This is a genomic window from Amycolatopsis sp. NPDC047767 (assembly GCF_040704195.1).
Lineage (GTDB): Bacteria > Actinomycetota > Actinomycetes > Mycobacteriales > Pseudonocardiaceae > Amycolatopsis.
Genome location: NZ_JBEYSJ010000054.1, coordinates 1 through 20212 on the forward strand (window position 1 = coordinate 1; position 20212 = coordinate 20212).

General features: G+C 72.0%; 18 protein-coding genes. 4 read left to right on the forward strand and 14 right to left on the reverse strand.

Annotated elements, in window-relative coordinates; translation table 11 throughout:
- Nucleotides 1–91: 91 nt before the first annotated feature.
- Nucleotides 92–2878: a transcriptional regulator gene (locus AB0878_RS46670; RefSeq protein ID WP_366589435.1), complete on the reverse strand. Its 2787-nt coding sequence runs from the start codon at nt 2876–2878 to the stop codon at nt 92–94.
- Between the two features lie 156 nt (nt 2879–3034).
- Between AB0878_RS46670 and AB0878_RS46675 the strand changes: the two genes are divergently transcribed.
- Nucleotides 3035–4522: a sialidase family protein gene (locus tag AB0878_RS46675; RefSeq protein WP_366589438.1), complete on the forward strand. Its 1488-nt coding sequence runs from the start codon at nt 3035–3037 to the stop codon at nt 4520–4522.
- 63 nt (nt 4523–4585) lie between these two features.
- Here the strand turns inward: AB0878_RS46675 and AB0878_RS46680 are convergent, their stop codons facing one another.
- The 5 genes from AB0878_RS46680 to AB0878_RS46700 form a co-directional block, all read right to left on the reverse strand.
- Nucleotides 4586–6175, reverse strand: coding sequence for an ABC transporter ATP-binding protein (locus AB0878_RS46680; RefSeq protein ID WP_366589441.1), 1590 nt, complete (start codon nt 6173–6175; stop codon nt 4586–4588).
- Between the two features lie 11 nt (nt 6176–6186).
- Nucleotides 6187–7059, reverse strand: a complete 873-nt coding sequence (locus tag AB0878_RS46685; RefSeq protein ID WP_366589444.1) for an ABC transporter permease — start codon at nt 7057–7059, stop codon at nt 6187–6189.
- Nucleotides 7056–8012: an ABC transporter permease gene (locus AB0878_RS46690; protein WP_366589447.1), complete on the reverse strand. Its 957-nt coding sequence runs from the start codon at nt 8010–8012 to the stop codon at nt 7056–7058. The genes AB0878_RS46685 and AB0878_RS46690 overlap by 4 nt, the downstream gene beginning before the upstream one ends.
- Nucleotides 8013–8015: 3 nt before the next feature.
- Entirely contained in the window at nt 8016–9647 is a 1632-nt protein-coding gene (locus tag AB0878_RS46695) for an ABC transporter substrate-binding protein (protein ID WP_366589450.1), read from the reverse strand.
- 138 nt (nt 9648–9785) lie between these two features.
- Nucleotides 9786–11576: a gamma-glutamyltransferase gene (locus AB0878_RS46700; RefSeq protein WP_366589453.1), complete on the reverse strand. Its 1791-nt coding sequence runs from the start codon at nt 11574–11576 to the stop codon at nt 9786–9788.
- Nucleotides 11577–11646: 70 nt separating this feature from the next.
- Between AB0878_RS46700 and AB0878_RS46705 the strand changes: the two genes are divergently transcribed.
- Nucleotides 11647–12519, forward strand: a complete 873-nt coding sequence (locus AB0878_RS46705; protein WP_366589455.1) for a LysR family transcriptional regulator — start codon at nt 11647–11649, stop codon at nt 12517–12519.
- Between the two features lie 85 nt (nt 12520–12604).
- Here AB0878_RS46705 and AB0878_RS46710 read toward each other — a convergent pair whose 3' ends face one another.
- The 3 genes from AB0878_RS46710 to AB0878_RS46720 all read right to left on the reverse strand — a co-directional run bounded on the left by AB0878_RS46710 (nt 12605) and on the right by AB0878_RS46720 (nt 14331).
- Nucleotides 12605–12949: a hypothetical protein gene (locus AB0878_RS46710; protein ID WP_366589457.1), complete on the reverse strand. Its 345-nt coding sequence runs from the start codon at nt 12947–12949 to the stop codon at nt 12605–12607.
- Nucleotides 12950–12995: 46 nt separating this feature from the next.
- Complete coding sequence (locus AB0878_RS46715; protein ID WP_366589459.1) at nt 12996–13661, reverse strand: hypothetical protein; 666 nt, start codon at nt 13659–13661, stop codon at nt 12996–12998.
- A gap of 121 nt (nt 13662–13782) precedes the next feature.
- Nucleotides 13783–14331, reverse strand: coding sequence for a hypothetical protein (locus AB0878_RS46720; protein ID WP_366589461.1), 549 nt, complete (start codon nt 14329–14331; stop codon nt 13783–13785).
- A 168-nt stretch (nt 14332–14499) separates the two neighbouring features.
- Between AB0878_RS46720 and AB0878_RS46725 the strand changes: the two genes are divergently transcribed.
- On the forward strand, nt 14500–14853 hold the full coding sequence (locus tag AB0878_RS46725) for a hypothetical protein (protein ID WP_366589464.1): 354 nt from the start codon (nt 14500–14502) through the stop codon (nt 14851–14853).
- Between the two features lie 13 nt (nt 14854–14866).
- Here AB0878_RS46725 and AB0878_RS46730 read toward each other — a convergent pair whose 3' ends face one another.
- Both AB0878_RS46730 and AB0878_RS46735 read right to left on the reverse strand, forming a co-directional pair.
- On the reverse strand, nt 14867–15823 hold the full coding sequence (locus tag AB0878_RS46730) for a DUF1152 domain-containing protein (RefSeq protein ID WP_366589466.1): 957 nt from the start codon (nt 15821–15823) through the stop codon (nt 14867–14869).
- A gap of 10 nt (nt 15824–15833) precedes the next feature.
- Entirely contained in the window at nt 15834–16478 is a 645-nt protein-coding gene (locus tag AB0878_RS46735; protein ID WP_366589468.1) for a transcriptional regulator, read from the reverse strand.
- A 278-nt stretch (nt 16479–16756) separates the two neighbouring features.
- On the opposite strand from AB0878_RS46735, the gene AB0878_RS46740 reads away from it, so the two are divergent.
- Nucleotides 16757–17509: an SDR family oxidoreductase gene (locus tag AB0878_RS46740; RefSeq protein ID WP_366589470.1), complete on the forward strand. Its 753-nt coding sequence runs from the start codon at nt 16757–16759 to the stop codon at nt 17507–17509.
- Nucleotides 17510–17512: 3 nt separating this feature from the next.
- Here AB0878_RS46740 and AB0878_RS46745 read toward each other — a convergent pair whose 3' ends face one another.
- The 3 genes from AB0878_RS46745 to AB0878_RS46755 all read right to left on the reverse strand — a co-directional run bounded on the left by AB0878_RS46745 (nt 17513) and on the right by AB0878_RS46755 (nt 20147).
- Nucleotides 17513–18340, reverse strand: a complete 828-nt coding sequence (locus tag AB0878_RS46745; protein ID WP_366589472.1) for an NAD(P)H-binding protein — start codon at nt 18338–18340, stop codon at nt 17513–17515.
- 5 nt (nt 18341–18345) lie between these two features.
- On the reverse strand, nt 18346–19206 hold the full coding sequence (locus AB0878_RS46750; protein WP_366589475.1) for an SAM-dependent methyltransferase: 861 nt from the start codon (nt 19204–19206) through the stop codon (nt 18346–18348).
- A 107-nt stretch (nt 19207–19313) separates the two neighbouring features.
- Nucleotides 19314–20147 (reverse strand): EamA family transporter, encoded by an 834-nt coding sequence (locus tag AB0878_RS46755; RefSeq protein ID WP_366589477.1) that lies wholly within the window; start codon nt 20145–20147, stop codon nt 19314–19316.
- Nucleotides 20148–20212 lie beyond the last annotated feature (65 nt).

Below are 20212 nucleotides of genomic sequence, written 5' to 3' on the forward strand. Positions count from 1 at the left end.
CTCCAGCACTACAACACTCAACGCCGCCACAGCGCACTCGGCGGGCATCCACCCACCAGTCGACTGCCACCAACCTGACGGCCGAATACACCTAGGCGCCGTCGTCGCCCCGGGCGGCGTCCGGCGGGTCGACGACCGGCAGGTCCCAGGCCCGGCGGAACGCGCTGATGGTGAGCCACGCGAGCCGGGCGTTGACCGGGAAGAGCTGCCGGACCGAGGTGAGGGTGTCGAACGACGCGTCTCCCTCGCCGCGTCCGCGTTCGAGGTCCGCGGGGCTGAACGCCGGGCCGAACACCTCCAGGACGGTGCCCAGGTAGTACAGGTGCCCCAGCGATTCGAGCTGAAGCCGGTGCAGTGCAACGGTTTCAGTGCTCGTGGCGGAAGTGATCGGCGGCTGAGCCGCGGCCGTCAGCAGTGAGGCGCTGTCGGCGAGCGCGTGGGCGTCGACGTGCCGGACCAGCTCGCTCACGGCGACGTCGTCGAAGCTGTCGCGCCCGACGACCGTGCGCAGCGCCGCCCGCTTGTCCCGCAGCTCCTCCCCGGCGAGCCGGTGTGCCACGTCGGCCAGCGGCCCGGCCGAGCCGAGCACCTGCCGCGTCACGCGGATCAGCTCGCGCGGCAGCCCGCCGGACAGGCAGTGCGCCAAGCACACGAACGGTTCCGGCAGCCCCAGCACGCGCCGGTTGAGCAGCTGCCGCGCGTCGCCGAGCCGCAGGTACTCCAGCCGGAAGATGCTGTCGAACGTGCTGTCGAAGGCGTCGCGCACCGGAAGCCCGCGCCGTTCGAACGACGCCAGTGCGTCCTCCGACACCGAGACCAGCAGCAGGAAACCCGGCACGTCGAAGGTCAGCACCGCCTTGATCTCGTTGACGAAATCCTGGGCCGCCTCCGCCGAGACGATCTTGTCCAGCTCGTCGAGGATGACGACCACGGACGGCGTCGCCATCTGCGGCAACCCGCGGACGCAGTCGACGGTCAGGCCGAGGAACGCGCTGAACTCGTGCACGATCTGCGGGTACGTCAGCGGCTGCCGGGTCGTCTCGCGAGAGCCGCTCACACCGGCCTCGGCGCCGACCGGCAGGCCGACTTTGCCCGACCAGCCCGACGTGTGTTTCTGCTGGAAGCGGATCCGGCCGAGGTTGCCCTCCGCGACGGCCTTCAGCGCCCGCACGTCACCGGGTTCGAGGCGAGGCTGCTCGCGAACCTCCGCCGGCTCCGGTGACGGGACGCGCCGGAGGCGCCGCGCGAGAGCCGCGACTCCGGCCACGCCCAGCAGCGTCACGAGCGTCCACCAGTTCGCCGTGAGCCACGTGCGCAGATCGGCCTGCGGGCTGCGCAACGTCAGCGACCCGAGGACACCGGCGACGACCCATGCGACCACCACCGCGGCGAACGGCCACGCCCGGCGCAGCACGGGCCACACCGCCGACCACCGGCTCGGCCGGTCCGCGGGCTCGGCGCCCTCGGACTCGCAGAACCTGATCACCTCCTCGCACATCCGGGCGTAGAGGTGCAGCACGAACTCGCGCGCGTCGTAGCGCACGGGGACGCTCTCCAGCAACGCGATGTGCACACGGTTGGGGTCCAGGAACCGGCCGGCCTGGTACGCCTCCAGCAGCGTCGATTTGCCCACGCCGCGCGGGCCGGCCATTCCGACCGCACCGCCGCGGATGCCCGAGAGCAAGGACCGCAGCCGCCGGGCCGCGTCGGTGTCCAGGAAAACCTGCTCGCCGGGGCGCATCTGGCCGAGCGCCCCGCGATCGAGCTCCGGCAGCACCGTGCTGAACGGCGGGTCGAGCACCGCGGCGAGGTGCAGCCGCACGCTCTGCTCGACCTGCGTCGCGACGGCTTTCGTCCACTCCTTGCTCGCGGTGTCGCGCGCCAGCTCCAGCTGGTTGCGGCGGCGGGTCCACGCGGGACTGCCGAATCGGGCGGGGTCCCGCGAGAGCCGCGCGGGCACGGAGACGAGCAGAAAAGGACCGCCGACGACCGCGATGAGCGAACACAGCACGTCGGCCACCAGCCACGCGGTCCAGTTCGCGCCCGCCGCGGTGAACACCGGGCTGAGGATCGCGGCCGCCGCTACCGTGACGAGCAGTTCCCGCCAGACGACCGGAGCCGGGACCCGCCGGCCCGGCGGCTCGTCCTTGAGCTTCAGGAACCCGATCGCCACCACCAGGAACAGCAAGAACGCGGTGACGAGGCCGAGAGCGACCCAGACCACCACCGCCCAGACCGAGCCCATGGTCTCGCGCGAGGACGGCCACAACCGCACGATCAGCACGAGGTAGGTCGTGGTGAAGCCGGTCAGGAACGGCCAGCCCGCACCGCCGAGCGCGGGTTCGCCGTTCAGCCGCCGGCCCGCCCGGGCGACGGCGAGGTACACCGGCCGCAGCAAGGCGAATCCCGCGACCACCACGGCGGCCGACACCCAGAAGTGCGCGGCCGGGCTCAGCGGGGTCTGCAGCAGCTGCCAGACGACGACCGGCACCAGGACCCCGAGCCACAGGGCGGCGCCCAGCAGCGCGTGCGCGCCCTTGTCGCGCGGGTCGGGCTGCCCGGCCGCGTGCTGGGGCGGGGTTTCGTGCGCTTCGAGGGCCTGGCGGGCGTGGCGCAGCGCGGAGATCTGCTCGTTGGTCTTGCTGAGCAGCGTGTCCGAGTCCGCGGTGACCCGCTGCACGACCTCCGTCCGCACGCCTTCGTCCCGGACCCGGTGAGCCACGGTCAGGTCCGGGGATTCGGCGAAGAGACCGAGCACGGCCTCGGCCGTGGGCTTGATCAGCTCGCGCAGCTCGTCGACGAGCTCGTCGCGGACCGGTTCGGCTTCCCTCACGGGCTCCGGCAGGGCATCGGCGAGGGACTGTGGCGGCGCGGTCACAGCGGGGCATCCTATCGGGGCGAACGTGTCCACACCGGCGAACCCGGAAACTTCAGCACTCCCGGCACGACTGAGAACAATCGCCGTTGTACGGCGCTTGTACGGTCCGCCGCGATCCTGGCCGCACTTCAGAGGAACCAGGACGGAGCCGGGATCATGGGATTGAGACGTTTCGCGACGGGGGCGCTGGCGGCCGCCGCCGCGGTGGCGGGGCTGGGCGCGCTGCCCGCCGCGCCCGCGTCGGCCGACGTGGCGAGCACGGTGGTGTTCCAGGCGAACACCGAAGGGTACGACTGCTTCCGCATCCCCGCGGTGGTGAAGGCGCACAACGGCGACCTGCTCGCCTTCGCCGAGGGGCGGCACACCGGCGCCGACTGCGCCGACATCGGTGACGTGGACGTGGTGCTCAAGCGGTCGAAGGACAACGGCAAGACCTGGAGCGCTTCGACCATCGCGGTGCAGGGTTTCGGTGACACCAAGGACAACGCGGTGCCGATCGTGCTGCCGACCGGGCGGATCGTGCTGCTGACCGAGATGCAGTGCGTGAAGTCGGCGGCGTGCGGGCGGGTGCCGCGGGTGAGCTACAGCGACGACAACGGCACGACCTGGACGGCGCCGAAAGCGCTCACCGCGCAGCTCGGCTTCACCACCGCGCCCGGGTGGCTCGCGACCGGCCCCGGCCACGGCATCGTGCTGCAGCGCGGTGCGCACGCCGGCCGGCTGGTGGTCGGCATGAGCTACCAGGCGACCACCTCGAGCCCCAACGTCGGCGCGCTCATCTACAGCGACGACCAAGGCGTCACCTGGCACCTGGGCGCGACAGACCAGGCGAGTGACCCGGACACGCTGAACCCGCAGGAGATCAGCGTCACCGAGCTCGCCGACGGGCGCGTCTACGCGGCCGCGCGCAACGACCACCGCTCGACGCCTGCCGACGCGTGCGCCATCCACAACCGCGCCTTCGCGATCAGCTCCGACGGCGGAGCCACGTTCTCGCAGAAGTTCGTCGTGGAGCCGGATCTGACGACTCCGCGGGTACAGGGTTCGGTGCTGGAGATGAGCGCCACGACCGCCGGCGGCGCGTACGACCGGCTGCTGTTCGCCGGACCGTCCACTTGCGACCGGCGCAAGGAGCTGCGCGTGCGCTCGTCGTTCGACGAGGGCGGCACGTGGACCAGCGACGCGAACAGCCTGCTGGTGTGGGGCCAGGACGCGTCCTACACCGACCTGATCTCGCTCAGCGCGACCTCGGTCGGCCTGCTGTACGAGGCCGGTCCCGAGTTCCAGGCCGACGCGAGCATCCGCTGGTCCACGGTCACCGAGGCGCAGCTCGGCGCCCCGGCCTGCGGCACCGGCTACGGCGTGATCGACTCGGCCCCGCTCGGCACGGCGGGCACCGCGTACCTGTCGTACAACGCGGCCAACGGCCAGAACTGCGTGAGCACCATGAAGAAGACCGGCGCGGGCACGCCGTCGCAGACCTCGGCCTACCTGCAGGTGGAGGGCGCGACGCGCAAGACGGACTCGGGTGCGTTCTCCTACTACGCCGGCCCGGTTTCGGCGGCCGCGGCGGGCAAGTGCGTGCAGTGGGGAGGCGCGATCGGCGCGGACAAGTACGACAGCCCGCTGGAACACTGCGGCTGATCGAACGCTGCGGCTGAAACCAGGGGGTCCTCCGGCCGCACGCGGCTGGAGGACCCCCGTCCGTCACGAGGTGAACGTGCCGGTCCCGGGCACGGCGTCGAGCAGCTGCCGCGTGTACGGGTCGGCCGGTGCGGACAGGACCTCGCCGACCGGTCCGTGCTCGACGACGCGGCCCGCCTGCATCACGAGCACGTCGTGGGCCAGCGACCGGACCACGGCGAGGTCGTGGGAGATGAACAGGTAACTGAGCCCCAGCTCCTCCTGCAGGGTCCGCAGCAGGCCGAGGATCTGGTCCTGCACCAGCACGTCCAGCGCCGACACCGGTTCGTCGCACACGACCAGCCGCGGACGCACCGCCAGCGCCCGGGCGATGGCGACGCGCTGGCGCTGGCCGCCGGACAGCTCGTTGGGATAACGCTGGGCCAGCGCGGCGGGCAGCGCCACCTGGTCGAGCAGCTCCGCCACCTGCCTGCGCCGCGCCGCGCGGTCGCCGACGCCGAACGTCCGCAACGGCTCGGTGATCAGCCGCTCGACCGTCCACATCGGATCGAGCGACGCGTACGGGTCCTGGAACACCGGCTGCATCGCGCGCCGGGCGGCCCGCAGCCGGGCGCCGCGCAGGCCGACGACCTCGGCGCCGTCGAGGCGGATCGTGCCCGACGTCGCGGGCACGAGGCCGAGCACCATGTGCGCGGTGGTCGTCTTGCCCGAACCGGACTCGCCGACGATCGCCGTGGTCCGTCCGTGCCCGACGGTGAACGACACGTCGTCCACGGCCCGCAGCGCACCACCGCCGCCGCGCACGCGGTACTCCTTCGACACGTGCGACACCTCGAGCACCACCTCGGGCGCCGCCGTGGCCTCCGGCATCGGACCGTGCAGCGAAGGAGCCGCGGCCACCAGCCGTTGCGTGTAGCCCTCCCGCGGCTCGGTCAGCACGCGGCGTGCCGGTCCGGTCTCGACGATCTCGCCCTCGGACATCACCACGACCCGGTCGGCCCGGTCCGCCGCCAGCCCCAGGTCGTGCGTGACCAGCAGCAACGCCGTGCCCAGCTCGTGGGTGAGCTTCTCCAGGTGGTCGAGGATCTGCCGCTGCACAGTGACGTCGAGGGCCGAGGTGGGCTCGTCGGCGATGAGCAGGTCGGGCCGGCACGCGAGGCCGATCGCGATCAGCACGCGCTGGCGCATCCCGCCCGAGAACTCGTGCGGGTACTGCCGCGCCCGCCGCGCCGGTTCCGGGATCCCGGCCTCGCCGAGCAGTTCCACCGCCCGGGTCCAGGCCTCGCGGCGCGAGCACACCCGGTGTGCCACCAGGGTTTCGGCGACCTGCCGGCCGACGCGAGCCACGGGGTTGAGGTTGGACATCGGGTCCTGCGGCACCAGGCCGACCTCGCGTCCGCGCAGGCGGCGCAGCCGTTTCTCCCCGGCGTGCGTGAGGTCCTCGCCGCGCCACCGGATCGCGCCGCCGGTGACGCGCCCGGCGCCGGGCAGCAGGCCGATGACCGCGTGGGCGGTGGTGGACTTGCCGGAGCCGGACTGCCCGACGACGGCCACGCGTTCACCCGGCGCGACCTCGAGGCTCACGCCCCGCACGGCCGGGGTCCGGCCGAAGGACACCTCGAGGTCGCTGATTTCCAGGAGCGGTCCGGTCATCGTGGTCCCCTTCACCGCGTGCTCTTCGGGTCCAGCGCGTCGCGCAGGGCGTCGCCGAACAGGTTGAATCCCAGGCAGATCACCGCGAGCGCGATCCCGGGGAAGATGCCCGGCCAGGGCGTGCGGAACAGGTACTGCTGCGCGTCCGAGAGCATGATCCCGAGGCTCGGCGCGGGCGGCTGGATGCCGAGGCCCAGGAACGACAGCACCGCCTCGCCGATCACCGCGACCGGCATGATGACGGTGGCCTGCACGATGATCGCCGAGGCCGCGTTGGGCAGCACGTGCTGCCCGAGGATCCGCCACGGGCCGGCGTGCATCGTGTTCGCGGCGAGCACGAAGTCGGTTTCCTTGAGCCGCAACGTGTCCGCGCGCACCACGCGCGTCATCGTCGGGATCTGCGCGATGCCGAGCGCGATCGCCGCGTTGGTCAGGCCGCCGCCGTTGATGGCGGCAAGGCCGACGGCGAGGATGAGGAACGGGAACGCCAGCAGGAGGTCCGCGAGCCGGGAGATCAGCGCGTCGAGCCACCGCCAGTAGCCGGACAGCAGCCCGAGCGGCACGCCGACGACCACGGCGAACAGCACCGACAGCGCCCCGACCTCCAGCGACGCGCGGGTGCCGTAGAGGACGCGGGAGAGGATGTCGCGGCCGAGGTCGTCGGTCCCGAGGGCGAACCCGACCGTGCCCGGCTGCTGGAACGGCGTCTCGAAGTGGACCTCCGTCGGTGCGTACGGTGCCAGCAGCGGCGCGAAGACCCCGGCGATCACGACGATCAGCAGCAGCACGCCGCCGATCACGCCCAGCGGGTTGTGCAGGAGCCGTCGGGTGACGCGGCCGTGGACGCGGGCCAGGGGCGCGGGGGTTTCGGCGGCGATCGTCATCGGGTCCTCCCGGAGACTCGCAGGCGTGGGTCGATGACCGTGTAGAGGAAGTCGACGAGCAGGTTGATCACGATGTAGGCCGCCGTGATCACCAGGACCACGGCCTGGATCACCGGGTAGTCGCGGGTGAACACCGAGTCCAGCGTCAGCTTGCCGATGCCCGGCAGGCTGAAGATGCGCTCGGTGACCACGGCGCCCGCGATGAGCCCGCCGAGCTGGAGCCCGACGATGGTGGTGACCACGATGAGGCTGTTGCGCAGGCCGTAGCGGAAGATCACGGCGGCGCGCCCGAGTCCCTTCGCCCGCGCGGTGCGCACGAAGTCGGCGGTGAGCGTCTCGACCATCGACGACCGCGTCTGCCGTTGCACCACGGCCGCGTGCGTGAGGCCGAGGATGACCGCGGGCAGGGTGAGGTAGTAGATCCCGCGCAACGGCTGCTCGAACGGCGAGACGTAGCCGGACGCGGGGAACCACCGCAGCTGCACGGACAGGTACAGCACGGCGAGGATGCCGAGCCAGAACGTCGGCACCGACAGCGCGAACAGCGAGAAGCCGTTGGCGCCCCACTCGGGCCAGCGGCCGCGGAACACCGCCGCGACGACGCCGGCGAGCACGCCGATGAGGACGGCGACGAGCATCGCGAACACCGCGAGCTGCACCGTCACCGGCAGGGTCGCGCCGATCATCTCGCGCACCGGGGTGCCGGTGCGCACGGACTTGCCGAAGTCGCCGGTGAGCGCGTGGCCGACGAACTTGAAGTACTGCACGGGCAACGGGTCGTCGAGCCCGAGCTGCGCGCGGACGGCCGCGATGGCGGCGGGGTCGGCTTCTTCGCCCGCCATCGCCGTGGCGGGGTCACCGGGCAGCGCGCGCACGCCGATGAACACCACGATCGACGCGAGCACCAGGGTCAGCGCGGACTGCCACAGGCGGTGGAGGAGGTAACGTCCCACGGCTCAGCCCTCCTGACTGCCGACGAACGCGGCCTTGCCGAGCCGGACCACCCCGTCGGCGTACACCTGGATGCCGGTGACGCGGGTGGAGTGCACGGTGAGGTTGCGGACCCGGTAGGTGTAGACGATCGGGTTCTGCTGCTGGATCAGCTGCACGGCCTGCCCGTACAACGCGGCGCGCTGCTTCGTGTCGATGGTGCGCGTGGCCGCGGTGAGCAGGTTGTCCAATGTGGACGAGTTGAAGCCGCCGTAGTTGCCGCCCGAGCCGGTGGACAGGAAGCGCGCGGTGTTGGCGTCGGGGTCGATGCGGCCGGACCAGCCGAGCATCAGCGCTTCGAACGTGCCGCGTTTCTGCACGTCCAGCAAGGTCGAGTACTCGACCGGCACGATCTGCACGGCGAACCCGCCCTCGGCGACGCTGGCCTGCAGGGCCTGGGCGTAGCGCAGCTGGTCCTGGGTGTTGGTCACCTGCAAGGAGATCGGGAACGGGATGGGCACCCCGGCCTCTTTCAGCAGCTGCCGCGACTTCGCCGGGTCGAACGGCGGGCAGGCGTCGCCGGCCGGGCTGGAATACGGCGTCTTCGGCGCGATGGGGGAGCAGGCCGGGTCGAACCAGTTGTTGAACACGGTGTCGACGAGCGTCTGCCGGTCCAGGGCCAGGGAGAACGCGAGGCGGATGCGGGGGTCGTTGGCGAGGGGTCCGTCGATGTGTTTCGTGGGTTTGCCGACACCGTCGACGTTTCCGGTGTTGAAGGTGACGCTCTGGTAGCCCAGTGAAGGCGCTTGCAGCACCTTGAGGTCCGGGTCCTGGGCGAGCGCGTCCACGTCCTGGGGCGAGATCGTGTCGGCGACCTGGATGTCGCCGGAGCGCAGGTTCGCGGCGCGGATGTTGGCGTCGGTCATGATCCGGTAGGTGATCGTGTCCAAGTGGACGTCCGCGGCAGCATAATAAAGCGGGTCGCGCTCGACGTCGATCTCGGTCTGCGGCACGCGTTTCACGAACTTGAACGGGCCGACGCACACGGGGTGGTCACCGAAGTCGTCGCCCTCCTTGGCGATCGCGGCGGGCGACATGATCATGCCCGCCCGGTCGGCCAGCGCCGCGGTGATCGGGGCGAAGGGCTTCTTGTAGTGCAGCACGACGTGGCTCTTGTCGGGCGCGTCGATGCGGCTGATCGGGCCCATTTCGCTTTTGCGCTGGGAGGTTTTGAGCTCGAAGTGCCGGCGCAGGCTGGTCGCGACGGCCGGCGCGTCGAACGGGGTGCCGTCGGCGAATACGATGCCGGTGCGCACGGGGATGGTGACGGTGAGACCGTCCGGGGAGACCGCCGGCAGCGCGGTGGCCAGCTGGGGGACGACGGTGCTGGTGTCGTCGATGTCGTAGAGCTTTTCGCAGATCGTGGTCATCACGTAGCGCGTGTAGAGCGAGCTGGACGTGGTGGGGTCGAGCTTGTCGGGTTCGTTGGACAGGCCCATCACGAGGTCGCCGCCGCGTTGTACGGATTGGTTGCCGACGGGGGTGCCGAAGTCGTCGCGGTGCTCGCCGCGGGCGCTCGCGTGTTGCACGGGTACGCACGCCGTGAGGGTCAGCACCGCCAGCCCGGCCAGGAGGGGGAGCAGGGACCGAGGAGACATGGCGAACAACGTACGTCGGTTTTTCCCTTACTCGATTTCTGGCCGGTTAATGCGTGTTAAATCGTTATTCGCCGAAAATGGGCATGCCGAAAAGCGGGCCCGGGAATCGGGTCCGCTTTTCGGCGGGATGTGCGGTGATTATCGCCCGGCGGCGTACCCCTGATTTCCCCGGGGGTTCGCCGCGGCGGAGAGAACACCGGTCTCCGGGTCGCGGGCGACGGCGCACAACCTCCCTTCGGACCAGGGTTCTCCGACGGTCACGAGGTGGCCCCGGCGCTCCAGTTCGGCGATGACGTCGTCGCCGATCCGCGATTCCACGGTGACGCTGCCGGCCACCATCGCGCGCGGGTAGAACGAACCGGGGAAACTGTCGGTGTGCCAGTTGGGTGCGTCGATGGCGCCCTGCAAGTCGAGCCCGCTGCGCACTTTTTCGCGCAGCGCGACGGCGAGGAAGAAATGCGCGCTCCACTGGTCCTGCTGGTCGCCGCCGGGCGTGCCGAAGGCCATCACGGGCACACCGTCGCGCGAGGCCAGCGACGGCGTGAGCGTGGTGCGCGGGCGCTTGCCCGGCGCCAGCGAGTTGGGCAGGCCCGGGTCGAGCCACGCCATCTGCAGCCGGGTGCCGAGCGGGAACCCGAGCTGCGGGATGACCGGGTTGGACTGCAGCCAGCCCCCGCTCGGCGTCGCGGCGATCATGTTGCCCCACCGGTCGACCACGTCGAGGTGGCAGGTGTCGCCGCGCGTCGCGCCGTCCTTGGCGACGGTCGGCTCACCCGCGCCGGCCGCCGTGGCGACCGCGCCGCCGCCCGCCACGTACTGGGCGTGCTTGCTCAGGCGCGGTTCCCGCCCGTCGGGGCGGCCCGGGCGCAGCTCGTGCGACGCGCGATCGCCGATGAGCTTGCGGCGGGTTTCGTTGTAGGCGGGGGAAAGCAGCGTGGCGAGGTCGACGTCGGCGCTGTCGCCGTACCAGGCTTCCCGGTCGGCCATCGCGAGCTTCGTGCCCTCGATGAGGGTGTGGTAGTAGTCCGGCGTGGCGTAGTCGAGGCCGTCGGCGTCCGGCAGGAGCGCGAGCTGCTGCAGCAGCGTCGGGCCCTGGCTCCACAGGCCGGCTTTGGCGATGGTCCAGCCGTTCCAGGTGAACGTGACCGGGTCCTCGTAGGTCGCGCGGAAGGCGGCGAGGTCGTCGCCGGTCAGGGTGCCGGCATGGCGTTCGCCGGAGGTGTCCATGGTGGGCTTCGCGGCGAACTCGGCGATGGCCTCGGCGATGAACCCCTCGCGCCAGACCTTGCGGGCGGCCTCGATCTGCGTCTCGCGGCTCGCGCCGGCGGCTTCGGCCTCGGCGATGAGGCGGCGCCAGGTGTTCGCGAGGGCAGGGTTCTTGAACAGCGCGCCGGGCTTCGGCGAACGGCCGCCGGGCAGGTAGAGCTCGGCTGAGGTGGTCCACTCCGTCTCGAACAGCTCGCGCACGGTCTCCACGGTGGCGCCGACGCGGTCGACGGCCGGGTGGCCGTTCTCGGCGTAGGAGATCGCGTACTTGAGGACCTCGCGCAGCGGCTTGGTGCCGTGGTCGTGCAGGAGCAGCAGCCACGCGTCGACCGCGCCGGGCACCGCGGCGGCGAGCGGGCCGGTGCCGGGCACGAGGTCGAGGCCGAGCGAGGTGTAGTGCTCGATGGTGGCGCCGGCCGGCGCACCACCCTGTCCACAGAGGACCTTCGGCGTGCCGTCCGCCGGGGCGACGATCATCGGCACCTCGCCGCCGGGGCCGTTGAGGTGCGGTTCGACGACGTGGAGCACGAACGCGGCCGCGACGGCGGCGTCGTAGGCGTTGCCGTCGTCTTCGAGCACGGCCATCGCGGCGGCCGAGGCGAGCCAGTGGGTGGACGACACCATTCCGAAGGTGCCCTGCAACGTGGGACGGGTCTGGAACATCCCTGCATCGTCGCGCGTCCGTCGGCGGACGTCAAAGACATGTATGACACCGTTCCGATAGCCTGGCGCTATGGAACGTCGGCAGCTCGAGTACTTCGTCGCGATCGTCGAGCACGGCGGCTTCACCCACGCGGCGCGGGCGCTGCGGGTGGCCCAGCCGTCGCTGTCGCGCGCGATCGCCAAGCTGGAGCACGAGCTGGGCGTGGCGCTGTTCCACCGCGTGGGCCGCACCGCCGTGCTCTCCAGCGCGGGCGAGTTCATGGCCGACCGCGCCCGCCTGGTCCTGCGCGACCTCGACGCGCTGCGCGCCGCGGCCCGCGCCGTCGGCGACGGTCTCGCCGGCCGCGTCGACGTGGCCGCCACGTCGTCCTCGGCGCTCGAACCGGTGATCAGCATCATCGCCGACCTGCGCGAACGCCACCCGGGCGTGCTGGTGAGCACCTCGTCGGCCCTGTCCGCGGCGGAGGTCGTGGCGATGGTCCTGCAAGGCCGCTGCGAGGCCGGCGTCTGCGGCAGCGCGGAGCGCCCCGCTGGCCCAGGCTTGGTGGCCCACCACCTGCGTGACGAGGAGTTCCTGCTGGTCGCGCCCCCGGGCTCGGGCGTCGCGGACCCGGTCGAGTGGTCCGACCTGCGCGGCATGCGCTTCGTCGTGACGAAGCCGGCCACGGCCGTGCGCGCCCTGTTCGACCGCATCGCCGCGACCGTCCCGGACGTCTCCATCGCCGCCGAAGTGGGCGACCGCAGCGTCGTCCTCCCCATGGTCCTGCGCGGCATCGGCGCTGGCCTGATGCCCGACGGCTGGGCCGACCTGGCCCGCCGCGCCGGCGCGGACGTGGTGCACTTCTCCCCGCCGGAACGGCTGCCCCAGTGGCTGGTCCACCGATCGGGCCCGATCACGGCCGCTACGCAGGCGTTCCTCGACACGACGTTGGCGGCGCGGTAGCCGTTCTGGACTCAGGCTTGTGGTGGATGTGGGCGCGCGTGTCGCTGATCTAGGCCGCACACCTGCGCCACGTGCAGCCGCTCCTTCAGTTCGAAGTGTCGAAAACGTCGCCGGCGCACCAGCTCGATCGAGTCGAGGCGGTCATCCGGCTGCTGCACACCCTCAGCCGCTTGGTGATGATCGGTGCTTCGGAGGCGGCCGGCAACGCCGGGTTCGGCCGTAGCCCAGCCGGTGCGCCCGGGGAACCGGCCGATCGGCTCGCGTGTCCCGCGACCTGCTCGATGGCCAGGCACAGATCCCCTTCATCCCAGTCGCGCGAGCCGGCGCGGACGAACGCCAAACCGCCGTGCTCGGCAGGTTGTGTGAACAGCTCGGCGAGGGCAGAGGTGACGGCGCCGGTACGAAGACCAAGGCCGGTCGCCGTCGCCACTTCGCATCATCTCGCGTACCTCGCGGCGCGGGTCGCGGCGTAGGGGTCAACTGAACTTGGCCGAGGCCACCATCCCGTCGAACGCCGCGTCCTGGGCCGGGGTGCTGGCGTGTTCGACGATGAGGAGTTTGCTGGTGGGCAGCCACCACATGCGGATCTGGTTGTTCTGCGCCGGGTCCTTGCAGGTCTCCTGGAAGCGCCCGTATTCGGCCTTCTTCGGGCCCACCGGGGCGAAGCCGTGGTCCAGGACCATGCCGCCGGTGGCTTCGGAGGCGGCGCCGGGGTCGGCGGACGGGCCGATGCACGTGGGGACGTCCGTGCCGGGGTACCAGCCGAAGGCGCGGGTCGAGCTGGGGAGGTTGATCATGCCCTCGGCGGCGGCCTGGCGCAGGTCCAGGATCTTGCCGGCGCAGGCGAAGGTGGCGGACTGCAGGCAGCCCTCGTAGCCGGGGTCGCGCGACTCGACGGCGTACTGCATGCCCGCCGGCAGGGTGACGGTCATGGTGGCGATGGTCGCGGTGACGCCGTCGGTGGAGGGGTAGGACGGCTGCGTGGAGGGGGCCGGCGAGCCGGTGCCGGGCGAGCCGCCGAGCTGCCCGACGCCACCCGCGGGGCTGGGCTGTGCCTGGCCGGTGGTGATCTGCGTGCAGGCCGTCAACGTCATCGCCGCCGCGAGTGTGACGGTTGCCGCGAACCAGGATCTTCTTCGCACCGCTGTCCCTTTCCTCAGGCCCCCGGTGTTCGACGCAGCCGAGCGCGGCCGGTTCCGGTGAGCGGCGAAAGGGTACGCCCCGGGCCGTCCGCGAACGTGCGCGCGGGCAGCCAGGGTGCGGTCAGCAGACGTTCACGCCGTCGGCTTGGTCGTTCCACTCGTCGACCCAGCTGTCGCCGTCCGGGGCGGTCGAGGTGTAGAGCAGGTCCCAGTGGCCGTTCCAGTTGTAGAACTGGGATTTCGTCCCGTTGGTCTGGAAGTTCTCCACCGACGAGACCGCGTCGTACCACGGGGTCTTCGGGCTCGTGGGCATGAACTGGGTGCCGAGGTCGACGAAGCCGCACTTGTACAAAGCGAGCTGGTAGCCCTGGTAGTCGGCGTTCTCGTAGAGGCAGAGGTACCCGCCGGAGCAGAGGTAGCGGGCCGGCGTCCGGGGCGACGCGGCGGCCGCCGGGATGGATTCCCTGACGCCGGGCTGCAATTCGGCCGTGGTCGCGCTGATCTGGTGCGCGCCGGGGTTCGCGGCGAGGATGCCGTCGACGAGCCGTTGCTGCTCGACGGTCGCGCCGAACCGGGTCGGGGTGACCGCCGAGGCCGGTGCCGCGGCCGGCACCGCGATCGCGGCCGCCAGCGTGAGTCCTGTCATCGCGCGCAGAAGGGTGTGTCGCATGCGTCTCGTGTCGAACACCTTGAAGCCCGGGGATCCCCGGGCGTTCTCAAGCGTGTGGTGGCAGCGAAGGGGGCGACAAGCCTTTCGACCCAGGTCGAAACCGTTGCACACTCCCGGACACCGCTGCCACCGTCATCCGGCATTGACGGAGTGAAGGGACGGACGAACATGCGCGTACCCATGATCGCGGCCGCGGTGATCGCCGGTGCGGTGCTGGTGCCCGGGGTGGCCGCGGCGGCGCCGGCGGACACGTTTTCGCTCGTGTGGATGACCCACGCGAGCGACGGCAACGACGTGAAGCTCTGGCGCGACGACCAGACCCGCGAGCTGCACGGCGAGCTGATCGGCCCGGCCCGCGGCGGGATCGAGCTGTATGACGGCTACACGCACCGCATCGCGCAGAACAGCCGGGCCACCGGCGGCGACACGAACACCAACGGCGGCGCCTACGGCAGCTGGGCGGCGTGCGAGTTCCTCGGCATGCCCGAGCAGATCAGCATCTGCACGCTGCTCGCCCCCTGACCGTCCACAGTGGTCAGTGCGGGATCGGACGGCGGGGACGGCGCTCGACGGTGTCGCGGTGTTCTTCGATGACGAGCGCGACGTCGGTCATCGACACCGTGCCCGCGAGGCCCGGCAGATAACCGACGGTCGCGGCGAGCGCGGGGAGATCGACGGTGAAGTACACGCCCATCAGCGGGTTCACGAACAGCTCGCTGCCGGTGGTGCGCGCGGTGAACGAGACGTTGCCGAACTCGCCGCGCAGAGCCGCGGCGATCTGGCCGTTCACGATGCTCGGCCGAAGCGGGGTGCTGACCTGGGCGTGCGCCACCGCGTCGAGGTACGCCTGTGCCTCGGCCGAGGCCGACGGGATCGACAGCGCGCCGAGGTAGGCGCCCGCGCGGTCGAGCGCGGCGAGGTTCTCGAGCACGTGGGCGTGGGAGACGCCGTGGTAGGCGTCGATCCCGAAGCCGAGCGAGACCACGAGCCGGTCGGGCCCGTCGAGGCCGGCGACGGCGGCGAGGCTCGTCATGTCCTCCTCCGGTGTGCCGAGGCCGGCTTCGTCGCCGCGCAGCAGGATGTCCGTGCCGCCGTCCACGAGCACGATCGCGTCCACGCCCAGGTGCTCCACGAGCGCCCGATACGCGGCCTGCAACGGCTTCGCGCCCGTGCGGTTGAACGCGTGCACAGTGGACGGCAGGCCACGCCCCGCCAGCCAGCGCGCGAGGGTGCGTTCGGGGAAGTAGTCGTCGCTGCCGGTACTGCGGGGACCGACGGCGGCGACATCCGGCGCGAGCCAGTCGCCGAGATCCAGGGCGCTCAGGTCGCTGAACGCCAGGTTCGCCAGGTGCACCCGTTTGCCCTGCTCCCGCAACGCGAACGCCAGCGGCAGCCCCGCGTACACGTCGAACCCGCCGCCGGCACCCGCGACGAGCACGGAAGACGCGGCACGCAGCCGGGTGAACAGCGGGGGCTCGCTCAGGGAGAACACCCCCGCGATCCTACTCGGCAGTGGTCTGGACCGAAGCGAACTCCGAAGCCAGCAACGCCAACGCGTCGGCCGTGGAGCGGTCGCGCGCGGTGTAGGTGACGATCAGCTGGTCGTCGGTGTCCGGCAGGTGCAGGGATTCGTAGCCCAGCACCAGAAGTCCCGCGCGGGGATGCCGCAGGCGCTTGAGGCCGTGGGACTTCGCCTGCACGTCGTGGCGGGACCACAGGTCGGTGAACGCCGGGCTGGCGATGGTCAGCTCGCCGACGAGCTTCGCCAGCACCGGGTCGCCCGGGTGGCGGGCGCTCTCGTGGCGCAGGTTCGCGACGGTCTCCGCGGCGACGTCCGGCCAGTCCACGTAGTACTCGAGCGCCTCCGGGTTCAGGAAAACGTGCCGCGCCGCGTTGGTCCCCGGGCCCATCGCCGGCGGCAGGACCGCTTCGCCGAGCGGGTTCGCCACGAGGATCTCCTGCCACCGCCCGGCCACGAACGCCGGCACGCCCATGCCGTCGACGAGGTCGCGCACCCCCGGCCGCACGGACTGCGCCGGCGGAGCTTCCGGGTCGCGCGGCGGCCGGGCGAGAAGCCGCAGGTGGCCGCGCTCCGTCGCGTCCAGCCCGAGGGTGCGGGCGATCGAGTCGAGGACGCTGTCGGACACGGCGTCGGCGCGCCCTGCTCCAGGCGCGTGTAGTAGTCCACGCTCACGCCGGACAGCAGCGCCAGCTCCTCGCGCCGCAGCCCCGGCACCTTGCGCCGCCCGGCTCCGGGCAGGCCTTTGCTCTCGGGGCTCACGCGCGCCCGGCGGGCCTGGAGGAACTCACCGATCTCCGACATGCCCCCCATTCTCACCCGGCCCCGCGAAAGTTGGGTGGTTCTGGCAAACACAGGAACACCAGCGCCTCCCCGCACACCTTCGCGTGCCGTGACGCTGGCTCCATGACCACTTACGGAGAACTCGCCACCCGCACCGCCGTCGTCACCGGAGCCGCCAGCGGCATGGGCGCGGCCACCGCGCGCCTGCTGGCCGGGTCCGGCGCCCGCGTCGCCCTGCTCGCCCGCCGGCGCGCGGTCCTCGACGACCTGGTCGCCGAGCTCGGTGCCACCACGCTCGCCGTGCCCGCGGATCTCACCGACACCGGGTCCGTCGAAGCGGCCGTCGACACCGTCCACGAGCGGTTCGGACCGGTCGATCTCGTCGTCAACGCCGCCGGCGTGATGCTGCCCAACCCGATGACCGAGGGCCGCGAAGACGAGTGGCAGCGCATGATCGACACCAACCTCGCCGGCCCGCTGCGCGTCATCCACGGGTTCGGCGACGACCTGCGCGCCGCCGCGGCCGAGGGCCGGCCGGCGGACCTGGTGAACATCTCGTCGGTCGCGGCGCACCTCGCGATGCCGGAGTACGCCGTCTACAACGCCACCAAAGCCGCGGTGACGCACCTGAGCGCCTCGCTGCGACAGGAGTTCGGCGCGGTGCGCGTGACGAACCTCGAACCCGGCCTCACCCGCACGGAGCTCGGCGCGCACATCGACAACGCCGCCCACGCGTCGCAGCTCGCGCAGACCTTCGACGCGTTCCCCAGCCTGGAGCCCGAAGACGTCGCCGACCTCATCGCCTACCTCGTGACGCGGCCCGCGCACGTGAACCTGCGCCAGGGCATCCTCGTCCCGACCCGGCAGCCGTCGTGACGCTCAGCCGAACACCGTGCGGTGGCGGCGGACGAACTCGGCGAGCTCCGTCGCCGGCCGGCCCGTGAGGTCGGCGACGGTCGTGGTCACCGAGTCGGCGCCGCCGTCGCGATAGGCGCGGGCGACCTCGACGAGGGCGTCGGCGTGGAACTCCGGCACACCCCGGCCGAGCAGCGCCGCGCGCGCCTGTTCGTCGGACAGCCCGCGGTAGCGCACGGGCCGGCCGAGGACGGCGGAGAAGACGTCCGCTGCTTCGGCGTAGGTGAGGGCGGCCGGGCCGGTGAGGTCGTAGCCGCGGCCGTCGTGGCCTGCGGTGGTGAGCACCACGGCGGCCACGCGCGCGACGTCGGCCGCGTCGAGGAAGCTGATCGGCGCGGTGATCGCGGGGAAGCCGAACTCGCCCGCCGTGCGGATCGAGCGCTGGGCCAGGAAGTTCTGCTGGTAGAAGTTCGGCCGCAGGATCGTCCACGCGAGGCCGGACGCGCGCAGGGCTTCTTCGACGGGCCGGTGCAGGCGGGCGATGGGCGAGAGCTCCTCGCCGGCCCGCCACACGGACAGCTTGACCACACGCGCGCCGGCGGTCCGCGCGGCGTCGAGCATCGCGAGCTCCTGGCCGGTCTGCGCCGGGCTCATCGCGCCGAGCAGGAACACCGCGTCGACGCCGGCCAGCGCGGGCGGCAGGGTCTCGGGTTTGGCGAGATCGAGCGTCACCGCCGGCTGTCCGGACTCGAGCGCGCGGGCGGTCTTCGCCGGGTCGCGGTAGGCGGCCACGGCGTCCGCGCCGAGCAGGGCGACCAGCGCAGAGCCGACGTTGCCGCTCGCGCCGGTCACGAGGATCACGGTTTGCGCGCGACGCCGCCGACGATCAGGCGCTGGGCCACGTTCATCCCCGACAGCTGGGGACCGGCCGGCCACCAGGCCGCCAGCGGCACGATCTCCGGCTCGGCGCCCGGGCCCTGCGGCACGAGCGCGAGACCGTGGAACAGCTCCCGGATCTCCGCGCGCGTGCGCATGGTGGCGCCGCCGAGCGCGCCGCTGCGGACGGTCTCGATGAGCTCCTCCATGGCCTGCGCGTCGTCGGAGCCGTCGTGCGGGTCGAGGATGTGGGAGATCACCACGAACGAACCCGGCGGCAGGCGGTCGATGAACTCCTGCGTGACCTCGGCCGGGCGGCCGCGGTCGCCCTTCCAGTGGTGCAGCGTCGCGACGAACAGCAGCGCGATCGGCCTGGTCCAGTCCAGGTGTCCGCGCACCACCTCGTCGTCGAGGATGCTGGCGGGCCGGTAGATGTCGCCCTCGACGTAGCGGGTGCGCTCGTTCTCCTCCAGCAGCGCCCGCCCGTGCGCGGTGACGACCGGGTCGAAGTCGGTGTACACGACTTTCGCCTCGGGGTTCACGCGCTGCACGACCTGGTGCACGTTCTCGGCCGTCGGCAGGCCCGAGCCGCAGTCGAGGTACTGGTCGATCCCGGCGTTGCGAGCGAGGAAGGTGCAGGCGCGGATGAGGAACGCCCGGTTCTCGACGGCAAGGTCACGCACGTCCGGCATCTTCTCGGCCAGCTCGCGGGCGACCTTGCGGTCCACTTCGTAGTGCGTGTTGCCGCCCAGCAGGTAGTCGTAGACGCGCGCGACGCTGGCGCGATTCGGGTCGACGCCCGGCGGGCTGTCGAGTGCCGATCGGTCCGCGTGCTGCGACATCCGGGTGCCTCCTCGGGTTTGCGTGGCGGGTCCGGCACCGAGCGTAGGGGCCCGCAGGTCGTCGCGTAAAACCGGGCGGCGGGGTTCACGATCTCGGCGAGGACGGGTCACGGCTGGCCGAGCGTGATGGCCGCGACCCCGGCCGCCGCGATGACGAGGCCGGTGATCTGGGGGCGGCTCCAGCGTTCGTGCAGCAGGCCGCGCGCGAGGACGATCGTGATGGCGGGGTAGAGCGACGTGATGACCGCGACCACGGCGAGCTGGCCCGCCCCGGTGGCGGCGACGAACAGCAGGTTGGCCGCGCCGCCGAGGATGCCGGCGGCGGTGGCCGGCCACCAGGCGCGCGACCACGACGTGGGCTTCAGCCAGATCGCGGCGAGCACCAGCAGGAGCACGCCGACGGACTGGCCGGCGACGAGCGGCCAGCTGCCCGCTCCGGTGCCCGCACGGTCGAGGCCGATGAACAGGACTCCGAACCCCGCGCCGGCGATCACACCCTCGACCAGGCCGGAGCGCTTGCGTTCGGCGTCGTCGCCCTGGTGCTGCGAGACGAGCGCGATGGCCGGCAGCACCAGCGCGATCCCCACCCACGACAGCCACGCCAGCCGGTCGCCCGTCGCGAACCCGACGAGCGCGGGCAGCGCCGCCGCGAGCACCGCGGAGACGGGCGCGACCACGCTCATGCGCGCCGTGGAGAGGCCCCGGTAGAGCGCGAACGTGCCCACGGCCGTGCCCAGCCCGCTCACCGCGCCCCACGCGAGCTCCTCGGGGTACGGGGCACGCGGACCCATCACGAGCACGGCGAGCAGGGCCGCGAGCAGGCTCCACGGCTGCGCCAGGACCGTGACGGCGTTCGGGTCGCTGCGCCGCCCGCCCACGCCGGCGACGAAGTCGGAAGCGCCGTAGCTGAGCGCGGACAGCAACCCCAGAAGGACACCCACGGGTCCATTCTGCCGATTTCCCGCGAGTCCACGGTTCGCGGTGCCCGAGCCGACGTGGACTCAGT

Bases quoted from the DNA above. Each gene is read 5' to 3' on its own strand.
- AB0878_RS46750 (WP_366589475.1), bottom strand. From the start codon at position 19,206: ATGTCGCAGCACGCGGACCGATCGGCACTCGACAGCCCGCCGGGCGTC.
- AB0878_RS46680 (WP_366589441.1), bottom strand. From the start codon at position 6,175: ATGACCGGACCGCTCCTGGAAATCAGCGACCTCGAGGTGTCCTTCGGC.
- AB0878_RS46685 (WP_366589444.1), bottom strand. From the start codon at position 7,059: ATGACGATCGCCGCCGAAACCCCCGCGCCCCTGGCCCGCGTCCACGGC.
- AB0878_RS46705 (WP_366589455.1), top strand. From the start codon at position 11,647: ATGGAACGTCGGCAGCTCGAGTACTTCGTCGCGATCGTCGAGCACGGC.
- AB0878_RS46675 (WP_366589438.1), top strand. From the start codon at position 3,035: ATGGGATTGAGACGTTTCGCGACGGGGGCGCTGGCGGCCGCCGCCGCG.
- AB0878_RS46740 (WP_366589470.1), top strand. From the start codon at position 16,757: ATGACCACTTACGGAGAACTCGCCACCCGCACCGCCGTCGTCACCGGA.
- AB0878_RS46725 (WP_366589464.1), top strand. From the start codon at position 14,500: ATGCGCGTACCCATGATCGCGGCCGCGGTGATCGCCGGTGCGGTGCTG.
- AB0878_RS46700 (WP_366589453.1), bottom strand. From the start codon at position 11,576: ATGTTCCAGACCCGTCCCACGTTGCAGGGCACCTTCGGAATGGTGTCG.
- AB0878_RS46720 (WP_366589461.1), bottom strand. From the start codon at position 14,331: ATGCGACACACCCTTCTGCGCGCGATGACAGGACTCACGCTGGCGGCC.
- AB0878_RS46695 (WP_366589450.1), bottom strand. From the start codon at position 9,647: ATGTCTCCTCGGTCCCTGCTCCCCCTCCTGGCCGGGCTGGCGGTGCTG.